This window comes from Dolichospermum sp. LEGE 00240, assembly GCF_015207875.1.
Taxonomy (GTDB): Bacteria; Cyanobacteriota; Cyanobacteriia; order Cyanobacteriales; family Nostocaceae; genus Dolichospermum; species Dolichospermum gracile.
This window is the reverse complement of sequence record NZ_JADEVZ010000025.1, coordinates 22,880-41,681: the sequence shown is the minus strand read 5'-3', so window position 1 is coordinate 41,681 and position 18,802 is coordinate 22,880. Positions and strand designations below refer to the sequence as shown.

Annotated in this window: 15 protein-coding genes, 1 tRNA gene and 1 pseudogene; 13 read left to right on the top strand and 4 right to left on the bottom strand. The window is 39.5% G+C overall.

The genetic code is table 11. From position 1 onward, the window contains the following. Positions 1 to 125: 125 nt before the first annotated feature. The 3 genes from IQ226_RS10680 (at position 126) to IQ226_RS10670 (ending at position 4,240) form a co-directional block, all read left to right on the top strand. Positions 126 to 197: transfer RNA gene (locus IQ226_RS10680), tRNA-Gln, on the top strand. A 562-nt stretch (positions 198 to 759) separates the two neighbouring features. Next, entirely contained in the window at positions 760 to 2,970 is a 2,211-nt protein-coding gene (locus IQ226_RS10675) for a polysaccharide biosynthesis tyrosine autokinase (RefSeq protein WP_193895215.1), read from the top strand. A gap of 124 nt (positions 2,971 to 3,094) precedes the next feature. Then, positions 3,095 to 4,240, top strand: coding sequence for a SpoIID/LytB domain-containing protein (locus IQ226_RS10670; RefSeq protein WP_193895213.1), 1,146 nt, complete (start codon positions 3,095 to 3,097; stop codon positions 4,238 to 4,240). 130 nt (positions 4,241 to 4,370) lie between these two features. Here the strand turns inward: IQ226_RS10670 and IQ226_RS10665 are convergent, their stop codons facing one another. After that, the gene (locus IQ226_RS10665) at positions 4,371 to 5,639 is read right to left on the bottom strand and encodes a hypothetical protein (RefSeq protein WP_193895211.1); all 1,269 of its coding nucleotides are present in this window, start codon (positions 5,637 to 5,639) and stop codon (positions 4,371 to 4,373) included. 127 nt (positions 5,640 to 5,766) lie between these two features. On the opposite strand from IQ226_RS10665, the gene IQ226_RS10660 reads away from it, so the two are divergent. The 4 genes from IQ226_RS10660 (at position 5,767) to era (ending at position 9,064) form a co-directional block, all read left to right on the top strand. Next, positions 5,767 to 6,243: a hypothetical protein gene (locus tag IQ226_RS10660; protein WP_193895209.1), complete on the top strand. Its 477-nt coding sequence runs from the start codon at positions 5,767 to 5,769 to the stop codon at positions 6,241 to 6,243. A 135-nt stretch (positions 6,244 to 6,378) separates the two neighbouring features. Then, a complete protein-coding gene (gene rpsO / locus IQ226_RS10655; protein WP_193895207.1) occupies positions 6,379 to 6,648 on the top strand; it encodes a 30S ribosomal protein S15 in 270 nt (89 codons plus the stop codon). Positions 6,649 to 6,660: 12 nt separating this feature from the next. Further along, the gene (locus IQ226_RS10650; RefSeq protein WP_193895205.1) at positions 6,661 to 7,131 is read left to right on the top strand and encodes a PAM68 family protein; all 471 of its coding nucleotides are present in this window, start codon (positions 6,661 to 6,663) and stop codon (positions 7,129 to 7,131) included. Between the two features lie 958 nt (positions 7,132 to 8,089). Next, positions 8,090 to 9,064 carry a GTPase Era gene (gene era, locus IQ226_RS10645; RefSeq protein ID WP_193895203.1) on the top strand — a complete coding sequence of 325 codons (975 nt, stop codon included), beginning with the start codon at positions 8,090 to 8,092 and terminating at the stop codon, positions 9,062 to 9,064. Positions 9,065 to 9,359: 295 nt separating this feature from the next. On the opposite strand, the gene gloB is transcribed toward era, so the two are convergent. The 3 genes from gloB to IQ226_RS10630 form a co-directional block, all read right to left on the bottom strand. Continuing rightward, entirely contained in the window at positions 9,360 to 10,133 is a 774-nt protein-coding gene (gene gloB, locus IQ226_RS10640; RefSeq protein WP_193895201.1) for a hydroxyacylglutathione hydrolase, read from the bottom strand. A 147-nt stretch (positions 10,134 to 10,280) separates the two neighbouring features. After that, the gene (locus IQ226_RS10635; RefSeq protein WP_193895199.1) at positions 10,281 to 10,661 is read right to left on the bottom strand and encodes a hypothetical protein; all 381 of its coding nucleotides are present in this window, start codon (positions 10,659 to 10,661) and stop codon (positions 10,281 to 10,283) included. 46 nt (positions 10,662 to 10,707) lie between these two features. Continuing rightward, complete coding sequence (locus IQ226_RS10630; protein ID WP_193895198.1) at positions 10,708 to 12,405, bottom strand: AarF/ABC1/UbiB kinase family protein; 1,698 nt, start codon at positions 12,403 to 12,405, stop codon at positions 10,708 to 10,710. A 319-nt stretch (positions 12,406 to 12,724) separates the two neighbouring features. Here IQ226_RS10630 and IQ226_RS25925 point away from each other — a divergent pair. From IQ226_RS25925 to IQ226_RS10600, 6 genes and pseudogenes are all read left to right on the top strand, one after another. Continuing rightward, positions 12,725 to 12,787 (top strand): annotated as a pseudogene (locus IQ226_RS25925) (adenylyl-sulfate kinase); the annotation flags it as partial. A gap of 243 nt (positions 12,788 to 13,030) precedes the next feature. Then, complete coding sequence (locus tag IQ226_RS10620; protein ID WP_193895196.1) at positions 13,031 to 13,879, top strand: Uma2 family endonuclease; 849 nt, start codon at positions 13,031 to 13,033, stop codon at positions 13,877 to 13,879. Positions 13,880 to 14,071: 192 nt separating this feature from the next. Further along, a complete protein-coding gene (locus IQ226_RS10615; RefSeq protein ID WP_193895194.1) occupies positions 14,072 to 14,962 on the top strand; it encodes a Uma2 family endonuclease in 891 nt (296 codons plus the stop codon). Positions 14,963 to 15,605: 643 nt separating this feature from the next. Further along, complete coding sequence (gpmI, locus tag IQ226_RS10610) at positions 15,606 to 17,204, top strand: 2,3-bisphosphoglycerate-independent phosphoglycerate mutase (protein WP_193895192.1); 1,599 nt, start codon at positions 15,606 to 15,608, stop codon at positions 17,202 to 17,204. A gap of 173 nt (positions 17,205 to 17,377) precedes the next feature. Then, positions 17,378 to 17,611 (top strand): preprotein translocase subunit SecG, encoded by a 234-nt coding sequence (gene secG, locus IQ226_RS10605; RefSeq protein ID WP_193895190.1) that lies wholly within the window; start codon positions 17,378 to 17,380, stop codon positions 17,609 to 17,611. A 378-nt stretch (positions 17,612 to 17,989) separates the two neighbouring features. After that, positions 17,990 to 18,784, top strand: a complete 795-nt coding sequence (locus IQ226_RS10600; protein WP_193895188.1) for a peptidase — start codon at positions 17,990 to 17,992, stop codon at positions 18,782 to 18,784. Positions 18,785 to 18,802: the final 18 nt, after the last annotated feature.

The window sequence follows — 18,802 nt, the reverse complement described above, 5'->3', positions numbered from 1 at the left end:
CAGATCCCCGCTTGAAGAAGTCGGGGATCTATTTGGGATCTATTTCCTAAGTCAGCAAAAATTTTTTTTCCTAAACACTTGACATTATCTCAATATAACTGCTATATTCTCTATAGTGAATTTGTTGGGGCGTAGCCAAGTGGTAAGGCAGTGGGTTTTGGTCCCGCCATCCCTAGGTTCGAATCCTAGCGCCCCAGTTATACGGAAAGCAAGCTTTAACAGCTTGCTTTTTTGTTTTATTTATTAATCCCCCAAAATTCTCCCTCTGGTAAACACGACATAAATAGGGGTTGCTGAAAAAGTTGTCTGTGAGGGGAGGTGATAGGTGCTACGCCAAAACCTTTGACTAGGAAAATTCAGGAATCAAACCGGAGTCCACCTGAGTTCGGTGTTAGGAGTTTCTCCTTCGGAGACGCTACGGGAACAGAGTTATGATTTTTTCAAAGAGATCATCAGGGTTTGAGACTCATATTTAGGACAGTTTTCCAAAAATTATCTTATGTCGAACTCAGGTGAGTCCTATAAATATTTCCACAATATTTGCAGAAAATTTATGTTCCTCACACTGATTAGACATATACCTGTTGGAAGGTATTAACCAAGAACTACTTGCTGAATATTTTCTGTTAAGTATATCTGTAATCATAGGAAGAACAAGTATTGATTATTCACCAGAAAACATTGAGTATCAAAGAATATCTCTAAAAGTTTTCTAATCATCATCTTCTTCCAGATATATTGTTGCAATTTGAGAGGAATATGATTGTGGCTACAAATGTGATAACATTGAAAAAATTACTTACTAAGTCTACACGTAGCGTAATTGATCTCAAAAAAATAATTCCAATTCTACTTTACCACCGTTGGTTGATACTAGGGATTTCCTGTGCAGTCATGTCAGTAACAAGTCTGATAGCTGTCACTACTAAACCAACTTATCAAAGCTATATGCAAATATTGGTAAGTTATAATTTAGATAAATCTTTAGCAAATAGTAAAATCGAAGAGATAACAAAAGACTTACGTAAACCGCAGTTATTATCCATTGACTACAGTAGTCAAGTTAAATTAATGCTGAGTAGTAAATTAATACAGAAAGCTGTAAATTTACTTCATGCCGATTATCCAAAAATGACCGTAGAAGATATTTATAGTAACAGCAAAATTGATAAAATTTCATCTTTAGCACTAACTCCGTTACCATTAGATACAGGAGCTAATCAAAGTTTTAACCAAGTATTTTTACTCTCTTTTACAGACAAAGATCCCCTCAGGACTAAAAGAGTATTACAAGCTTTAGAGAAAGTATACCAGGACTATAATACAGATCAAAAAAATCAGCGGATTAATCAAGGACTAGTTTTTGTTAATAACCATATCCCGCAACTGCAAAAAGATGTATTAAAAGCCGAGAAAAAATTAGAACAATTTCGTCAACAAAATAATTTAATTGATCCAGTTTCACAAAGTCAAATCTTATTACAGTCTTTAGCAGATATTCAGAAACAGCGGCAAACAACTCGCGCTCAACTGCAAGATGTCCAGACTAGACATAACAGCCTAGAACAAGCAATTGAGTCTGCCAATCAAAATACAATAAATCTTAATAATTCCTTGGAGTCTAACCAATATCAAACCTTAATTAGTGAAGTTAATCAAACAGAAAAAGCATTAATGGAAGCTCGTATTATTTATACGGAAAAACATCCTATTGTCCAACGTCTGAAGCAGAAACGGCAAATTATTAGTACACTATTCCAACAACAAATAAAAAATAAAGCTATTACTATCAATAGTAAATCAAAATTATCAGCACAAATAATACCGAAAGTAGAAAATGATTTAACTCAATTAAAAATGAACGCATTAGGACTAATTGCTCGTGATCGTGATTTGGCAAAATCCGAACAAGAAATTCGTTCTTTGCTGAATACATATCCAAGTTTAATTACAGAATACAAGAGGTTAGTCACCAAGGTAGAAACCTATCGTAAAACACTGCAACAATTGACGCAGGTGCAAAATTCATTAGGTATTAAAATTGCTCAAGAAGGTTTTAATTGGCAAATTTTAGAAGAACCCGCTTTAGGAATACATATAGGTAATTTACGCTGGTTACTAATTTTTGGAGGAATATTAATAGGTCCAATATTGGGTTTAACAGCAGCCTTAATTTGGGAAAAATTTAATAATGCAATTTTCTATACTCAGGATTTACAAAATTTGACCAATATTCAGTTATTGGGGTCAGTACCAAGATTAGGAAAACGTCAAAATAGTTGGAAAAACCAACTTCAATCTATGGTTAGAGATAAATCTAAAAATGTAGATATTTCTCATCCAGAAATTATCAAAAATTTGCCGAATCATAAAACATTGGATATTATTTACCAGAATATTCAGATGTTAAATAATTCTCTACCTTTAAAATCATTGATGTTAACTTCTGCACTCCCAGGAGAAGGGAAAACAACTTTGGCTTTAGGGTTAGGAGCTAGTGCGGCTAGAATGCACCAAAGAGTATTAATAATTGACGCTAATTTGCGTTCTCCCAGTTTACATAAAACTCTAGGACTGACCAATGATTGGGGTTTATCCTTATTACTGGTTGATGATATCAATACATCATTTAATACTTACATTCAGCCTATCCACCCAGCTATTGATGTTTTAACGGCTGGTCCCATCCCAGAGGATGCGGTGAATCTACTGAGTTCCGAGCGAATGCAAGAATTAATGGATTTATTTACCCAAAATTATGATTTAGTCTTAATAGATGCACCCTCTGTTTTAGATACAGTTGATGGCAGAATTGTGGCTTCTTTATGTAATGGGATTGTTATGGTAGGACGGATTGGTAAAGTTACTCCCCATAAATTGATGGAAGCTACAGAAATTTTAAGCAAGTTAAATTTAATTGGCATTGTTGGTAATGAAGTTTATGATTATCCCCAAATATTAACACCTTGAAAAGAGGAGTCAGGAGTTTAGAAGAAGAAAGAACAAAGAAAATTACTCAGTTTCCAGTTCTCAGTCTGTCTGTTCAGAGAATTGCTGAACTAGAATAGTAGACGCTTGTGATCAAACAATTAGCATGAAATTCCAACTTTTATTAGGCAATTTGTTTTCTGAGATGAAAAGTAGACATTGGTGGATAGGTATCCTGATCTGGTTTGTATTACTTGCTCCTGCACAAGCATCTGTAATTCTGCGTGTGGCAATTGAAAGAGAAGTTAAACAGGTAAAAGTCGGTGCTTCCACAACCGCTATTGTCAAAGATAGTAGTGGTAAGACTCTTGGAGAACTACCGGGAATGAGTGCCTTTGCGGCTCAAGCAGTTCCTGGGGGAGTAGCTTTAGATAGATGGCAATCCGGGTTATTTTGGATAGAACCCACCAAAAAAGGATATGTTTATATTGGCGATCGCTGGTTTCGTGGTAGAACCCTAGTAGTCCCCACAGCCAACGGCTTAACCGCTGTTAACTGGGTAGATTTAGAAGAATATCTCTACAGCGTCATCGGTGGAGAAATGAATACTAGCTGGCCAGACGAAGCCCTCAAAGCCCAAGCGATCGCCGCCCGTACCTATGCCCTCTATGAACGCGAAAGACAACGGAGCAATCCCGTTTACGACTTAGGAGATAGTCCAGACCGTTGGCAAATTTACAAAGGTGTCAGTAGTGAAGCCCCCAAAACCTACAGCGCAGTAGACACCACCGCCGGCAAAGTCCTCACCTACAACAACCAAATTATTCTTTCCGTCTTTCACGCTTGTTCCGGTGGACACACCGAAAACGTTGAAGATGTTTGGACTAGCAAAGAACCCTACCTACGGGCTGTTCCCGACTTTGACCAAAATATCAAAGAATGTAACTGGGTAAAAACCTTTACTCCCGGAGAAATTAGTGCCAGAATTTCCGGTGTCGGTAATGTCAAAGACATGATTATTGAAACTCTATCACCTTTTAAAAGTGTCAAATCCTTAAAAATTATTGGTGATAAAGGGACTAAAATTCTCCAAGGTGAAGAAGTGAGAACCGCCCTCAGAATTAAAAGTACCCGTTTCATTATTAATAAAGATGCAAATGGCGGTTTTGTTCTCCAAGGACTAGGTTTTGGACACGGTGTAGGAATGAGCCAATGGGGAGCTTATGAACTAGCAAAACGTGGTGCAAACCACCTACAAATTTTAGGATACTACTACAAAGGAGTAGCCCTGACACCTATTCAAGCAAAGTAGCAGAAGAAGGAGTCAGGAGTCAGGAGTCAGGAGTCAGGAGAAATAAAGAAGGAGTCAGGAGGAAAGAAGAAAGAAGCAAATTTCTCTTCTGTTCCCTGTTCCCTGTTCCCTGTTCCCTGTTCCCTGTTCCCTATTCCCTATTCCCTATTTGCTTATTCTTAAATTCCTGTTCCAGTAAATCTGTATCTGTGGAATAAACAGAATCTTCCTTACCAATCACTTTTTCTGTGGCAAATTCACGAGCAAAAGCGATCTTTTTCTGTAAAGAAGCATTCGCACCTGCTAATAATCTAGCCCGTTCTTGGCGTTGAAGATTGCGAGTAGAAATCTGATCATTGCGTCGCTTAATCCAAAAATACCGGATTAAAGGAATAGCCAGAAACCCCGTACCATAAGCCAATAACAATCCATAAATACTTTGAGTAAAAGCTACAATTACACCAAATACACCTGATTTAGTAGTAATTACACCATTTCTCAATAAATTTCCTAGAATTAAAACCCCAACAAAATTCACTCCTCCCCAACCAGCACTGAGCATAATTTTTCCAGAACTAGCCGCACTAAAATTCCAGGAAAATTCATGCAAATATTCAGAGACAGAACGCCGCTGTTTTTTACTAGCTCTTACCTGTAAATCTGGGAAATAATATACTATTTGACCATCAGCACTCACCTGGGGAATTCCATTAAATCTTACCAGCACAGGCAACATATAATCCTCATATTCTTGTTGATATTTTTCGCCAATATCATCCAAATAAGGAGCAACTTGTTCTGCCACTACAGCACCTTGATTATTACTAATTACAGCCCCAATTTCTTCCCAACGACGTTCTTCCAAATTGGCATTAGGATCACCATCACCAAACAGAAATGAAAACACAGCTTCAAAAAAATTCATTTCACTACTTTCGCCCCGTTCCCTCCGTCTTGCTTGGCGGTTATCACCATAATTGGGGCTAAAATACCAGAATAAATCTGGGAAAAAGAAGAAATTATTACCTCTAGAACTACTGCGATCATCATCATCACGATTGGAACTAGCAGTCATAATAATGATAATAGTTACAGTAATCAGCAAGATAGAAGCAACTAAAAGAATGCCAAAAGAAATCCGAATTAGATAAAATAACACAGACCAAACTTTTTTCCACCATTCCTGCAACCGTATTTGCAAATATTTATTGCGTAAAATATCCCGAAAATTGCGAGGAAATTGATAAACAACATCACCAGATTCTGCAACTTGTAAATGTCCCCCAGCATTAGCCGCCAGAGCTAATAAACTTTGATTGACTTCAGCTATATTTAATCCTATCTGAGTGGCTACATCACCAACCGTGACTCGGTAGCCTAGTTGTTCCACAGAACGCATAATAGCGGGATTGGGAGTCATAAATCTTCCCTTTTGTTATATTTTGGTTTACCTTTATTCAGTATAATTGAAGCGAAATTTCTTTTCTTTGCAGTTCTTAATTACAATCATACTTTTCACAAATTAGCTAGGACTTATATATACAACTATGGTTCAGTACAGTCTCGCTCAAAGCCCAGAAATCATCATCACCGTTCCTGGTAAAGATTCCGCTAAAGCCCGTGAAAAAGCAATGGATCAGCTAATGGAACTTATGGACGCGGGTGAATTACCAACAGAACTAGAAGAAGGATTTGGTCCGCAACAGTTAATTGAGGTCAAAGAACCAACTACAGATACTTCTAGTCGTGAAGATGAAATTACCCAAGCAGTGCAAATTCTCAGTAATTTAGCTTCCCTCAAATTAAAAGTCCAAGAATCACGCACCGAAGCCCTAGAAATTCGTCAAGCTATTGATGTCCTATTTTCCGATAAATCCGTCACCGAGGAAGAAATCACCCATCTTAAAGAAGGTTTTAAAGTCCTGAAAAATTTTGCTCAAGCTAATTTGCGTTACCAAGAAGCCAGAGGAAAAGCAGAACAAGCTAGACAAATTCTAGATCAGGCTCTCAAATCGCCTGAGTAATTGGTCATTGGTCATTGGTAATGGGAAAATTCTTTCTCCCTGCTTACTGTTCAGGAATTTGCCACAGGAATTGATGGGTGTGATATTATAGGAGACTGCTACACAAACCTAAGAAAAATAAGAATTTAACCAATCATGGCTCTGACGCAACAGCGCAAACAAGAAATCATTTCTGGATATCAAGTTCATGAAACCGACACAGGTTCGGCTGATGTTCAAGTTGCAATGCTAACTGACCGCATTAACAAGCTCAGTCAACATTTGCAAGCTAATAAAAAAGACCATTCCTCCCGTAGAGGACTATTGAAGATGATTGGCCAAAGAAAGCGTCTTCTAGCTTATATCCAAGCAGGTAGTCAAGAAAAATATAAAGCTTTAATTACTCGTCTTGGTATTCGAGGTTAGGAACTAATTCTTATGGCTGCTGAAGAATCGGAACGTAGTCCCTTGCCTTTTGAACCAAACAAAAAACGTCCAAAACCTGCTAAGACTAAAGTTAAGCCCGTCCTCAAGACCGAAGGGACTCAGGAAAAACCGCAACAGCAACGTCGTTATTCTAAACAAGAAATGGCGATTCCTGAAGTGGTCAGTCAACGCATGATTCGCCGAGTGGCTGGGTTTTGTGGTGTCCCCACATTTTTAGGTATTGCCAGTTTGGTAGTTAGCTATCTGCTAGTTACCTTGGCTGATATCCAACTTCCCCCTATCGCCGTTTTATTGGTGAATATGGGATTGTTTGGTTTAGGTGTGTTGGGAATTACCTATGGTGTTCTTTCCGCCTCTTGGGATGAAGAAAAACCGGGAACTTTTTTGGGTTTGGATGAATTTAGCACTAACTGGGGAAGGATGACCGAAGTTTGGCGTGAGACCCAGAAAAAGAACGTCTAACAAGCAGCGTCCAGGTAATAACTGTATGTGGGGTAAGTTGGAAAATGATTGTTAAAGTGGAATTTTGACCGCTTTAACTTCAAGTTTAAAAAACTATATTTTTCTGGTTTATACCCAATATTCAGCCAAAAATACCTGGCGCTATATTTTTACTTATATGACTATACTATCGCCTAGATCCCCGACTTCACAGAGGATAAGCTGTTACGCAGCTAAATTTGATAACCATAATTTACTTGAACTTTGTAGTGCGGGCATCTTGCCCGCTAGAATTATACAAACTAAATGCACAACAGCTTACTGCTGGCGAATAGGGGGTCACACCCCCTAGTACCGCAGGGCGGAAGTCAAAAGTCAAAAGTCAAAACGAAGACAGTATAGGCTTTTTAACGATTTAGAATGGTTGGTTTATTTACGCCGTGTTGTACTAGTAAGATGAAGATAAATAAATAAGAAGATACCTGAAAATGAGTATCTTCTGAGGTGGGTTTATGACAATCAAGTTTCTTTAGTAGGTCCTGCGGCGGTGGATACTAGTTGGCAAGCCAAAATGAAAACAGGTTTTGATATTAGCACTTTTATTATTGATTGGGACAAACAAGTGGCAATATGCCCTCAAGGAAATTTGAATCGGCTGTGATTTTGGGATATTTTTTTTAATTGGAAGTCTCTTAAGCCTTTTTTGCCCAAAATTCTGCTGATCATGTACACTTTCTTGTACTTTGGTCTAAAATTGTCATACTCAAAAAAGAAAAAAGTGCGCTTTTTTTAGCACACTTTTTTGAAATTACTTAATTATTACTTTCTGAGGGGTATGACCCCCTATTCGCCAGCAGTATCCTCTCAGAAGTCGGGGATCTATAGTCCTTTCCATAAATATGCAATAATTAATATATCTCTATTCTTCAAGAGATTTTCCGTCAAAATCAAAATAATCTATTAGTCATAACTGTAAAAAATGCAAGTAGAATCACAAGTCTCTGATATTGATAATAATATTTTTACTGATTTCGGTGGGGTCATGATTCCCGAAGCACCGGATGGATTTAAATCAGGTTTTATTGGCATTATCGGCCGGACTAATGTGGGTAAATCCACCCTGATGAATGAATTAGTTGGGCAAAAAATAGCTATTACTTCCCCCGTATCCCAAACTACTCGCAATCGCTTAAAGGGAATTTTAACTACGGAAACAGCCCAGTTGATTTTTGTGGATACCCCCGGTATTCATAAACCTCATCATCAATTAGGGGAAGTGTTGGTAAAAAATGCGAAAATTGCTATTGACTCGGTAGATGTGATATTATTTGTGGTTGATGGTACTGTTGCTTGTGGTCCAGGCGATCGCTATGTAGCAGAATTACTAATTAATACTCAAACACCTGTAATTTTGGGAATTAATAAAATTGATCAACAACCAGAGGATGCTGAAAAAATAGATGATAGTTATCTTCAATTAGCTGATACCTATCAATGGCAAAGTGTGAAATTTTCTGCTAAAACCGGCGCAGAATTATTACAACTCCAAGGTCTATTAATTAGTCATCTCGAACCAGGTCCATTTTATTATCCACCGGATTTAGTCACAGACCAGCCAGAACGGTTTATCATGGGTGAATTAATTCGAGAACAAATATTATTATTAACCCGTCAAGAAGTTCCCCACTCCGTAGCCATAGGGATTGATTTAGTCGAAGAAGCTCCAAAAATTACCCGTGTTCTCGCTACCGTTCATGTTGAGAGAGATTCTCAAAAAGGTATTCTCATTGGTAAAGGGGGGACAATGCTCAAGGCTATTGGTAGTCAAGCTAGACAGCAAATTCAAAAGCTAATTGCTGGGAAAGTTTATCTAGAATTATTTGTCAAAGTCCAGCCCAAATGGCGACATTCACGGGTGCGTTTAGCAGAACTAGGTTATCGCGTCGAAGAATAAACTAGGAAGTAGGGGCGCAGGGCCCGCCCCCAGTCCAGTACAACACGGCGTAAATAAAACAACCATTCTTCATCACTAAAAAGCTGATGCCACGTGAGTTTGACATAACGATAATTTGTGGAAAACTCACCCCACGTAGGAGTCTCAAGCCCTTATTCTCTCCTTGAAAAAATCATAACTCCGTTCGCGTAGCGTCTCCGAACTCCTAACTCGGGTGATGCCATATTATTTTTGACTTTTGACCTCCGCCTTGCGGTACTAGTGTTGTTCATATTTTTGATTTCTACCGTTCAAGCTAAAAATTATCTTTCATGCCGCGAATTCGGGCAAAGGTTTGAATGCCATTATCACTCTTGGCTGTTGCTTGTAGAGATGGTTCTTCCCAACGTAAAAAAGGATTGGTGAGTTTTTCTAGTCCTAAAATTGATGGAACTGTTGGCTCTAATTTATCCCGTTGAGCTTTAACATCTTGATAGCGTTTTTGTAAATCTGCATTTTCAGCATCCACCGTCACAGCAAACCGCAAATTGCTTAAAGTGTATTCATGGGCGCACCAGACGCGAGTATGATCAGGTAAATCCCGGAGTTTACTTAAAGAATCTACCATTTGCCCCGGTGTGCCTTCAAATAAACGCCCGCACCCTGCCGCAAACAATGTATCACCACAGAACAATTCTCCAGGCTCTCCTGGACTTACTGGAGGGAAATAGTAAGCAATATGAGCGCGAGTATGTCCAGGTACAAAGAATATATTAGCAGTGCGATCGCTAAATTGGATGCGATCGCCTTCCTCTAAAAACACCTGTTGTCCCGGAATCCTTCCCCTGTCTTCCACACCTCCATAAACTTTCACATCAGGAAATGCTTTCATTAATTGTATATTCCCACCCACATGATCACCATGATGATGGGTATTAAAAATTGCCACTAATTGAGCATTAATTTTTCCCAATTCATCTAAAACTGGTTGTGCTTCCGCCGGATCAACAACAGCCGCAATATTCCGCACTGAATCGTGCAGTAAAAATATATAATTGTCAGCAAGTACCGGCAACCGAATGATTTGCATTAGCTTTTCCCATTGGTGATTGGTGATTGGTCATTAGTAATAAGATATCTATTTTCATCCTGTTAATCATTAAATCCTGGACATCCTGATGCAGACAATATGTTTAATTAATGTAGGGGCGCAGGGTCTGCGCCCTTAATGATATTGCTAAGACCAAGAATCTAAATCTAAAGATTGCATTCCCTCGCTCTTAACATAATCCAGCAAACCTCCCAACTGTCGCCAGACAAAAAAGCAAGTTAGGAAACTCATTGGTAAACCTATACTTAAAGCCATTCCCGTAGGAAAACCAAATATCTCAAAACCGGAACAAAGAAATAAGCAAGAACCACCAGTAATACCAATAAATGGCACCAACAACTGTTTATAAAAAGAACGGGTATTAGTCTTTTCTTTAGGAGATTTATCTTGTGGCCATTGCTGGACAATTACCTTTAATGTCCCAGATAAAGCTAACCCAGAAGTTAAAGCCGTGAAAAAACCAACTAATAGTAAAAAGTAGGGTGGTTGCAGAGGGTAATAGTACATTAAAACTCCTGAGTGTTATTAAAATTCGTTTTTATTTGGTAACAGATTATTTGGCTAAAATAGCTGCTACACCTTCCTTAGAGAACTCGGTCAACAGGCTAATGGCGACATTAAGTAAACGATTTGGTGGTAAATCATCCTTGACCAAATCCCACAGACGTTGGACTTCTTCTGTGTGCAAACGGTCATCTTCAGTGATAGCTAAGACCAACTGACGACGGAGAAATTTACCCTCTTCGGAAAGGATGAATTCTAAACCCATTTTCGCCGTTGGTAAAACATCGAAATTGCTATCAGTGCGAGCGATCGTAATTAGATTTTCTAACCTTTGCCACTGAAATTTACCATCTTTGAACAACACATTCAAGAGCCGTCGTCGTAATGCGGGAGATTCCCCAGTTAATAACCGCCGAGCGATATAGGGATAACCCACTTCCACAATTTTGAAATTAGGGTTAAGACTGAGGGCAATTCCTTCTTGTGTCACCAAAGAACGAATAATCAAAGCAAACTTTGCCGGCACACGGAAAGGATATTCATACATCAATTCCGAGAACTCATCGGTAATGGTTTTGAAGTTGAAATCTTGGACATTTTTACCAATAGCATTTCCTAATACTGCTTCTAAGGCAGGAACAATAGGGGCAATATTAGTATTTGCTGCCAAAAAGCCCAGTTTAACAAAATCTTCCGCTAAATCGGCGTAATCCTTATTTACCAAATGGACTAAAGCATCAACTAAACTTTCCTTAGTAGTTTCCTCCAATTGATCCATCATACCAAAGTCAATGTAAGCCATGCGACCATCGGGCATAGCGAACAAATTCCCCGGATGAGGATCGGCATGGAAAAAGCCATGCTCTAATAGTTGTTGTAACCCAGTAGTTACACCTATTTGAATGATGGCTTCTGGGTCTAAACCTATGGCTTCGATATTCTGAGTATCTGTGAGCTTAAAGCCATTAATCCATTCTAGGGTTAAAACATGATTGCTGGTATAATTCCAGTAAATACAGGGAATTTTTACCTGGGGGTCATCACGGAAGTTATGGGCAAATTTTTCCGCATTGCGACCTTCATTGATGTAATCAATTTCCTCAAATAGCTTGGTGCCAAACTCGTCCACAATTAAAGTTAAATCGTGACCGAGATTCAGTGGTAGCCAGGGAGCAAGCCAACTGGCAACCCAACGCATGAGATACAGGTCTTTTATCAGTAGCGGGCGGAGATTAGGGCGTTGGACTTTGACTGCCACTTCCTCGCCGCTGAGTAAGCGACCCCGGTAGACTTGACCCAAACTAGCTGCTGCTACGGGTTGAGGCGAAAGCTCTCGAAAAATTTCGCCAATTGAGCGATTTAATTCTATTTCAATAATCTGATATGCCAGATCATTATCAAAAGGTGGTAACTGGTCTTGTAACTTGATTAGTTCTGCTAAGAAGTCTTTGCGGACTAAGTCAGGACGAGTCGAGAGGGCTTGACCGACTTTAATAAATGTCGGACCGAGATTGGTGAGTAGGGTTCGCAACTGGGTAGCGCGTTTCCCCTGATTTTCCTCCACCTGGTCTTGCCATTCGTCCCATTTGAGACTGAATATAAATCCGGCAAAAGACCAGATTATTCTCAGTAGTCGTCCCCAGGCTAACCAAGGACGGTAACGAAAGTAACGAGCGATCGCTCCGCTTGCCCAGGGCAGTGCCTCTGGGTTATACTGCTTTAATTCATCAGATTGATACTGACCCACGCCTTTATTTGCCTCTTCAACTGGGAATTGTACATCGTCGCTTTGATTCTGAATGCTAACTCAGTTGTTGGCACCAGAAAATGGTACTTTTTAGTTTAGAAAGAAACTTTAACCGGATCTAGGAGCAATAGGTGAACAAATAAGCCTATCTATCTAGATTTATTTATCTTTTTCTTAATTATACTTTATAAAAGTACAAACTTTTTGTGCATATTTGGGGTATTTTATATTTTCTTAATGACTCATAACTGAAATTTTTGTAGAAGTTTATGTAAATGCGTCTTTAGCTGTTTGTGAAGCTAGTGATATTAAGTGACTATATGCAAAAGCCCGTGCCGGAATGATTAAGGGTTTTACGGGTATTGATGATCCTTATAAATAACCACTTAATCCTGATGTTGTTTGTTATACCGCAATTGACTTGTCTTGAAGACTTAAATCTGATTATTTTTGAGGAAAAATTTTAAGCTAATGGTGCGTTACTAACCTACCATACGCATAGTTGAAAAATTAAATATTAGTCCCATAGCGGTTCTGATGATGTTTGGAATATCCTAAGGGTATAAATCTGCGGTAAAGATTGTGTTAAACTTAGAAAAAATAAATTTAAGGGGATGAAGTTGTCATGGTATTAACAAAACCAATAATTGCCCCACCAACTAATCATCAAATCACACTGCCCGACCACACACAACTGCCAGATTCAGATGGAACATTTGTGAAAAATTTTCAAGAATTACCTCAAAGTATAATTCTCACAACTTCTATAGAACCAATTTTACAAAAACTACATCCCGACGGACGTTATTGTATTGGCCAAGATAGCGGTATCTATTGGCGAATTACAGAACCACCAATCAAAGGGGCAGAAGCGCCAGATTGGTTTTATGTTCCCAATGTCGAACCTCTTCTAGCAGGAGAATATCGTCGTTCTTATGTAATGTGGAAAGAGATTGTCGCCCCGTTTATTGCCATAGAATTTGTCTCTGGTGATGGTTCAGAAGAAAGAGACACGACATCATTAAATGATATTGATGAACAAACCGGAGAACCCAAGAAAGCGGGTAAATTTTGGGTATATGAGCGGGCAATTCGTATCCCTTTTTATGCAATTTATGAGGTTAAAAAGGCGAGTGTTGAGGTATATCATTTGGTAGATGGGAAGTATGAGAAAATGCCAGCAAATGAAAGGGGACATTATCCAATTCCAGAAATGGGAGTAGAGCTAGGTATCCAACAAAATACGGAAATACCTTGGTTGCGCTGGTGGACTGCTGATGGTGAGATGTTATTGTCTGGAAATGAACGGGCTGATCAGGAACAACAACGGGCTGATCAAGAACAACAACGGGCTGATCAAGAACGTATCGCTAAACAACAAGCTGAGGCGCTACTACTTGAAGAACGTCAGCAAAATGAAAAACTGACAGCATATCTAAAAAACTTAGGTATTAATCCTGATCTAATACCATAGAGACGAAGTAGAGACGTTATATGGAACGTCTCTACAAGGGTTTTAAACTGTTATAGGATACACATATTTAATTTCTGGAGATATCTAATGGAGGGTGGGGAAACCTGATGATCTCACAGAATAGGGCGATCCTTGTCTGCGGTAAAGATTGTGTTAAACTTAGAAAAAATAAATTAAGGGGATGAAGTTGTCATGGTATTAACAAAACCAATAATTGCCCCACCAACTAATCATCAAATCACACTGCCCGACCACACACAACTGCCAGATTCAGATGGAACATTTGTGAAAAATTTTCAAGAATTACCTCAAAGTATAATTCTCACAACTTCTATAGAACCAATTTTACAAAAACTACATCCCGACGGACGTTATTGTATTGGCCAAGATAGCGGTATCTATTGGCGAATTACAGAACCACCAATCAAAGGGGCAGAAGCGCCAGATTGGTTTTATGTTCCCAATGTCGAACCTCTTCTAGCAGGAGAATATCGTCGTTCTTATGTAATGTGGAAAGAGATTGTCGCCCCGTTTATTGCCATAGAATTTGTCTCTGGTGATGGTTCAGAAGAAAGAGACACGACATCATTAAATGATATTGATGAACAAACCGGAGAACCCAAGAAAGCGGGTAAATTTTGGGTATATGAGCGGGCAATTCGTATTCCTTTTTATGCAATTTATGAGGTTAAAAAAGCCTCAGTTGAAGTGTATCATTTGGTGGATGGGAAATATGAGAAAATGCCAGCAAATGAAAGGGGACATTATCCAGTTCCAGAAATGGGAGTAGAGTTAGGTATCCAACAAAATACGGAAATACCTTGGTTGCGCTGGTGGACTGCTGATGGTGAGATGTTATTGTCTGGAAATGAACGGGCTGATCAGGAACAACAACGGGCTGATCAGGAACAACAACGGGCTGATCAGGAACAACAACGGGCTGATCAGGAACAACAACGGGCTGATCAAGAACGTATCGCTAAACAACAAGCTGAGGCGCTACTACTTGAAGAACGTCAGCAAAATGAAAAACTGACAGCATATCTAAAAAACTTAGGTATTAATCCTGATCTAATACCATAGAGACAAAGTAGAGACGTTACATGGAACTTCTCTGCAAGGGTTTTAAACTGTTATAGGATACACATATTTAATTTCTGGAGATATCTAATGGAGGGTGGGAAACCTGATGATCTCACAGAATAGGGCGATCGCAAAGCGCTGCTGCAAAAATAATCAAGTAGGCGATTATAAAGATGCCTCCGGCACACTCCGGGAACGCGGCTACACAAACAAAACCCACCTATTCCTTCGGAACGCTACGCGAACGTGGGTTCAAAAACTTTTAAAACATCTTCTTAGGTTCATAATTCATTCTGAGACGGAAAACCCAGAAGACGGTTCTAGGATACGCATATTTAATTTTTGGAGATATCTAATAGAACGTGAGTTCGACATAACGATAATTTGTGGAAAACTCACCCCACGTAGGAATCTCAAGCCCTTATTCTCTCCTTGAAAAAATCATAACTCCGTTCGCGTAGCGTCTCCGAAGGAGAAACTCCGAACTCCGAACTCACGTAATAGAGGGTGGGGAAACCACGCCCCTACTTGATCAGGTTAACAAAATTTGGGATTTAAGATTTTTTCCGACTGAATTTAACTTCCAGAATTGGTTAGCAATGGTATTATTCAGGTATTACAAAAAGTAAAGGGCAATTTTACTATGACCAAAGCACCTGTTGCTCCTGTGGTGCTAGTCATTCTAGATGGATGGGGCTACTGTGAGGAAGAGCGAGGAAACGCAATTTCCGCTGCCAAGACTCCGATTATGGACAGTTTATGGGCAGTCTATCCCCACACCCTCATTCGCACATCAGGAAAAGCCGTAGGGTTGCCAGAAGGTCAAATGGGCAACTCGGAAGTTGGTCATTTGAACATTGGCGCTGGTCGAGTCGTACCCCAAGAATTGGTACGGATCTCAGATGCTGTAGAAGACGGTTCTTTAGCCGCAAACCCAGCCCTTGTCAAAATTTGCCAGGAAGTCCGTGCTGCTAATGGCAAGTTGCATCTAGTGGGGCTTTGTTCTGATGGGGGGGTACATTCCCATATTACCCATCTATTTGGATTACTTGACTTAGCAAAGGAACAGCAACTTTCACAAGTTTGTATTCACGCCATTACTGATGGTCGTGACACTAAACCGACAGATGCTATCAACGTCATTCAGCAGTTGCAAGACCATATAAATCATGCTGGCATCGGTGAAATCACTACCATCAGTGGTCGCTATTATGCAATGGATCGTGATAACCGTTGGGATCGAGTCCAACGCGCTTACGATGTGATGACAACAGATAATGGTGGCAATGGACTCACGGCTGTAGAGGTATTGCAAGCAGCTTACGCGGGAGGAGTGACTGATGAGTTTGTGATCCCAGTCCGGTTACAACCGGGCGCGGTAGAATCTGGTGATGGGGTCATATTTTTCAATTTCCGCCCCGACCGTGCTAGAGAACTAACTCAAGCTTTTGTGAGTCACACTTTTAGCGGTTTTGAAAGACAACCTATTCAACCACTTTCTTTTGTAACTTTTACCCAGTATGATCCAGAATTGCCAGTTTCTGTGGCTTTCGCACCGCAAAATCTGAGTAATATTCTGGGTGAAGTTATCGCTAATCGCGGGTTAAAACAGTTTAGAACCGCTGAAACCGAAAAATACGCTCATGTTACTTATTTCTTTAATGGGGGACTAGAAGATCCCTGTGAGGGAGAAGACCGGGAATTAGTCAGTAGTCCAATGGTGGGGACCTATGATCAAGCCCCGGCGATGTCAGCACAAGCTGTGACAGATGTGGCGATCGCTGCCATCAGAAAGGGTATCTATTCCCTAGTCGTGATGAACTATGCTAACCCAGACATGGTAGGGCATACAGGACAAATTCCAGCGACGGTCACGGCCATTGAAGCAGTAGATAAATGTTTAGGTCGTCTAATTGATGCTATTGGTAAAGCAGGTGGGACAGCAATTATTACTGCTGATCACGGCAACGCTGAGTATATGCTAGATGAGGGCGGTCATCCTTGGACAGCCCATACTACTAACCCAGTTCCTTTAATTTTGGTAGAAGGCGAAAAAGCCAAAATACCCGGATATGGAACAAATGTGGTATTAAGAAATGATGGCAAATTAGCCGATATTGCCCCGACTATTCTGGATATTTTACAAATATCCCAACCACAAGAAATGACAGGGCGATCATTACTGAAAGCCGCAGAATATGATTTACAACTAACTCGTACTCCTGTGCAAATAGGTTTGTAAAATCGTATTAGTCCGGGCGACTAGAAGTCGCGGCTACACAATCAAAGTCCGCCTGCGCGGACTCAAAAAAAATCAAGATTTTGAAACCCACGACAGTGGTTTTTGCTTGTGTAGATGCGGTTTTTAACCGCCAATTTACCTCAAAAATTGATAACTTCTGATAAACAACTAATATGGCAATTACTAACATTATTCAAGGCATTTGGGCATTTTCCGCCCTCGGTTTGATTATCCTCGTTTTGTTACATAGTCCTAAAGGTGATGGCATAGGTGCTATTGGTGGACAAGCACAATTATTTAGTAGTACCAAAAGTGCCGAAAATACTTTAAATCGAGTTACTTGGGCATTAACAGTAGTTTTTATGGGTTTAACTGTGGTTTTAAGTGCTAATTGGTTGCCCAAATAATTAGGGCTTGCTGAAAAAGTCTTTTGGTTAGGGCTAGGAGTCAGGAGTCAGGAGTCAGAATTAGAAGAAGAGAAGAATAGTCTTGAATTTGGTCAAGTGATAGGGTTTTAGTAGTTTCAACGCTTATTCCTGACACTTGTTTCACCTTTTTTACCTTCAAACTCTTGATATATCTCAGTTCGGCGTTGCTGATTAAGGGTATGAATTTTAGTCTCACGCAAAGGCGCAATCACGCTTCGTGATCTCGAAGAGTAGACGCAAAGGTAAGATTTTTAAAGATTCAATTTGGGAATTTCATATCTCGATTCAGCAACGCCCTCAGTTCTAAGTTTATATGGCTTACGCCACGCTATCAGCAGACCCTAATTAAAACTGAAAATGGGAAAAATTACCCAAAATCAAAACTTTTGGCGAAGATTGAAAGCAGTTCTGACTTTAGCAATAAGTACAGGACTGCTGGTTGTTTTAACTAATTTTCAAGTTAATGCCATTTTCAGGGAACAGGGAACAGGGAATAGGGAACAGGAAAGAAACTTTCAATTATCAACTTCTCTTCCTGTTCTCCAAAAAACCCATCCTTTACCACCAACTCTGGCACAATGGCAAGATAAAACAAATAATGGAGATTATTTTGATCAAATTAAATCTACAAAAGTTGGTTATTTAATTTGGTCACGTTTTCCGGTGAAAGTGAAGATAGAAACACCAACTGATATTAATGAAAAACAAGCGCAAATATGGGTTAATAGTGTTTCTCAAGCAGTGCAAGAATGGGGTATTTATTTACCTTTGCAGATAGTGGAAAAATCTGCTATTGCTGATATTACAATCTTCCAAAAAGCACCACCCTTACAACGTGAACCTAATGGTAAGATATTACGGGCGCGTTCGGCTTTAACGACTTTTGATTTATATACTGAAAACAATATTTTATCTCAGAGGTTTACAATTCTGCTGAGTCCTAGTCAAACTGGTGAATATGTACTATCAGCAGCCCGTCATGAACTTGGTCATGCTTTGGGTATTTGGGGTCATAGTCTTCTAGAAACTGATACGATGTATTTTTCTCAAGTTCGCAAACCGCCGTTGATTTCTGTCAGAGATGTGAATACTTTGAAACTGGTTTATGAACAATCTACAAATTTGGGTTGGTCTGTCTTGGAGAAAGATTGAATTTTTCTAACGCAACGT

Coding starts and splice junctions, on each gene's coding strand:
- IQ226_RS10665 (WP_193895211.1), bottom strand. CDS start 5,639: ATGACTCCCAATCCCGCTATTATGCGTTCTGTGGAACAACTAGGCTAC.
- IQ226_RS10635 (WP_193895199.1), bottom strand. CDS start 10,661: ATGTACTATTACCCTCTGCAACCACCCTACTTTTTACTATTAGTTGGT.
- IQ226_RS10675 (WP_193895215.1), top strand. CDS start 760: ATGATTGTGGCTACAAATGTGATAACATTGAAAAAATTACTTACTAAG.
- IQ226_RS10615 (WP_193895194.1), top strand. CDS start 14,072: ATGGTATTAACAAAACCAATAATTGCCCCACCAACTAATCATCAAATC.
- IQ226_RS10600 (WP_193895188.1), top strand. CDS start 17,990: ATGGGAAAAATTACCCAAAATCAAAACTTTTGGCGAAGATTGAAAGCA.
- IQ226_RS10650 (WP_193895205.1), top strand. CDS start 6,661: ATGGCTGCTGAAGAATCGGAACGTAGTCCCTTGCCTTTTGAACCAAAC.
- IQ226_RS10660 (WP_193895209.1), top strand. CDS start 5,767: ATGGTTCAGTACAGTCTCGCTCAAAGCCCAGAAATCATCATCACCGTT.
- gpmI (WP_193895192.1), top strand. CDS start 15,606: ATGACCAAAGCACCTGTTGCTCCTGTGGTGCTAGTCATTCTAGATGGA.
- secG (WP_193895190.1), top strand. CDS start 17,378: ATGGCAATTACTAACATTATTCAAGGCATTTGGGCATTTTCCGCCCTC.
- IQ226_RS10670 (WP_193895213.1), top strand. CDS start 3,095: ATGAAATTCCAACTTTTATTAGGCAATTTGTTTTCTGAGATGAAAAGT.
- gloB (WP_193895201.1), bottom strand. CDS start 10,133: ATGCAAATCATTCGGTTGCCGGTACTTGCTGACAATTATATATTTTTA.
- rpsO (WP_193895207.1), top strand. CDS start 6,379: ATGGCTCTGACGCAACAGCGCAAACAAGAAATCATTTCTGGATATCAA.
- IQ226_RS10620 (WP_193895196.1), top strand. CDS start 13,031: ATGGTATTAACAAAACCAATAATTGCCCCACCAACTAATCATCAAATC.
- era (WP_193895203.1), top strand. CDS start 8,090: ATGCAAGTAGAATCACAAGTCTCTGATATTGATAATAATATTTTTACT.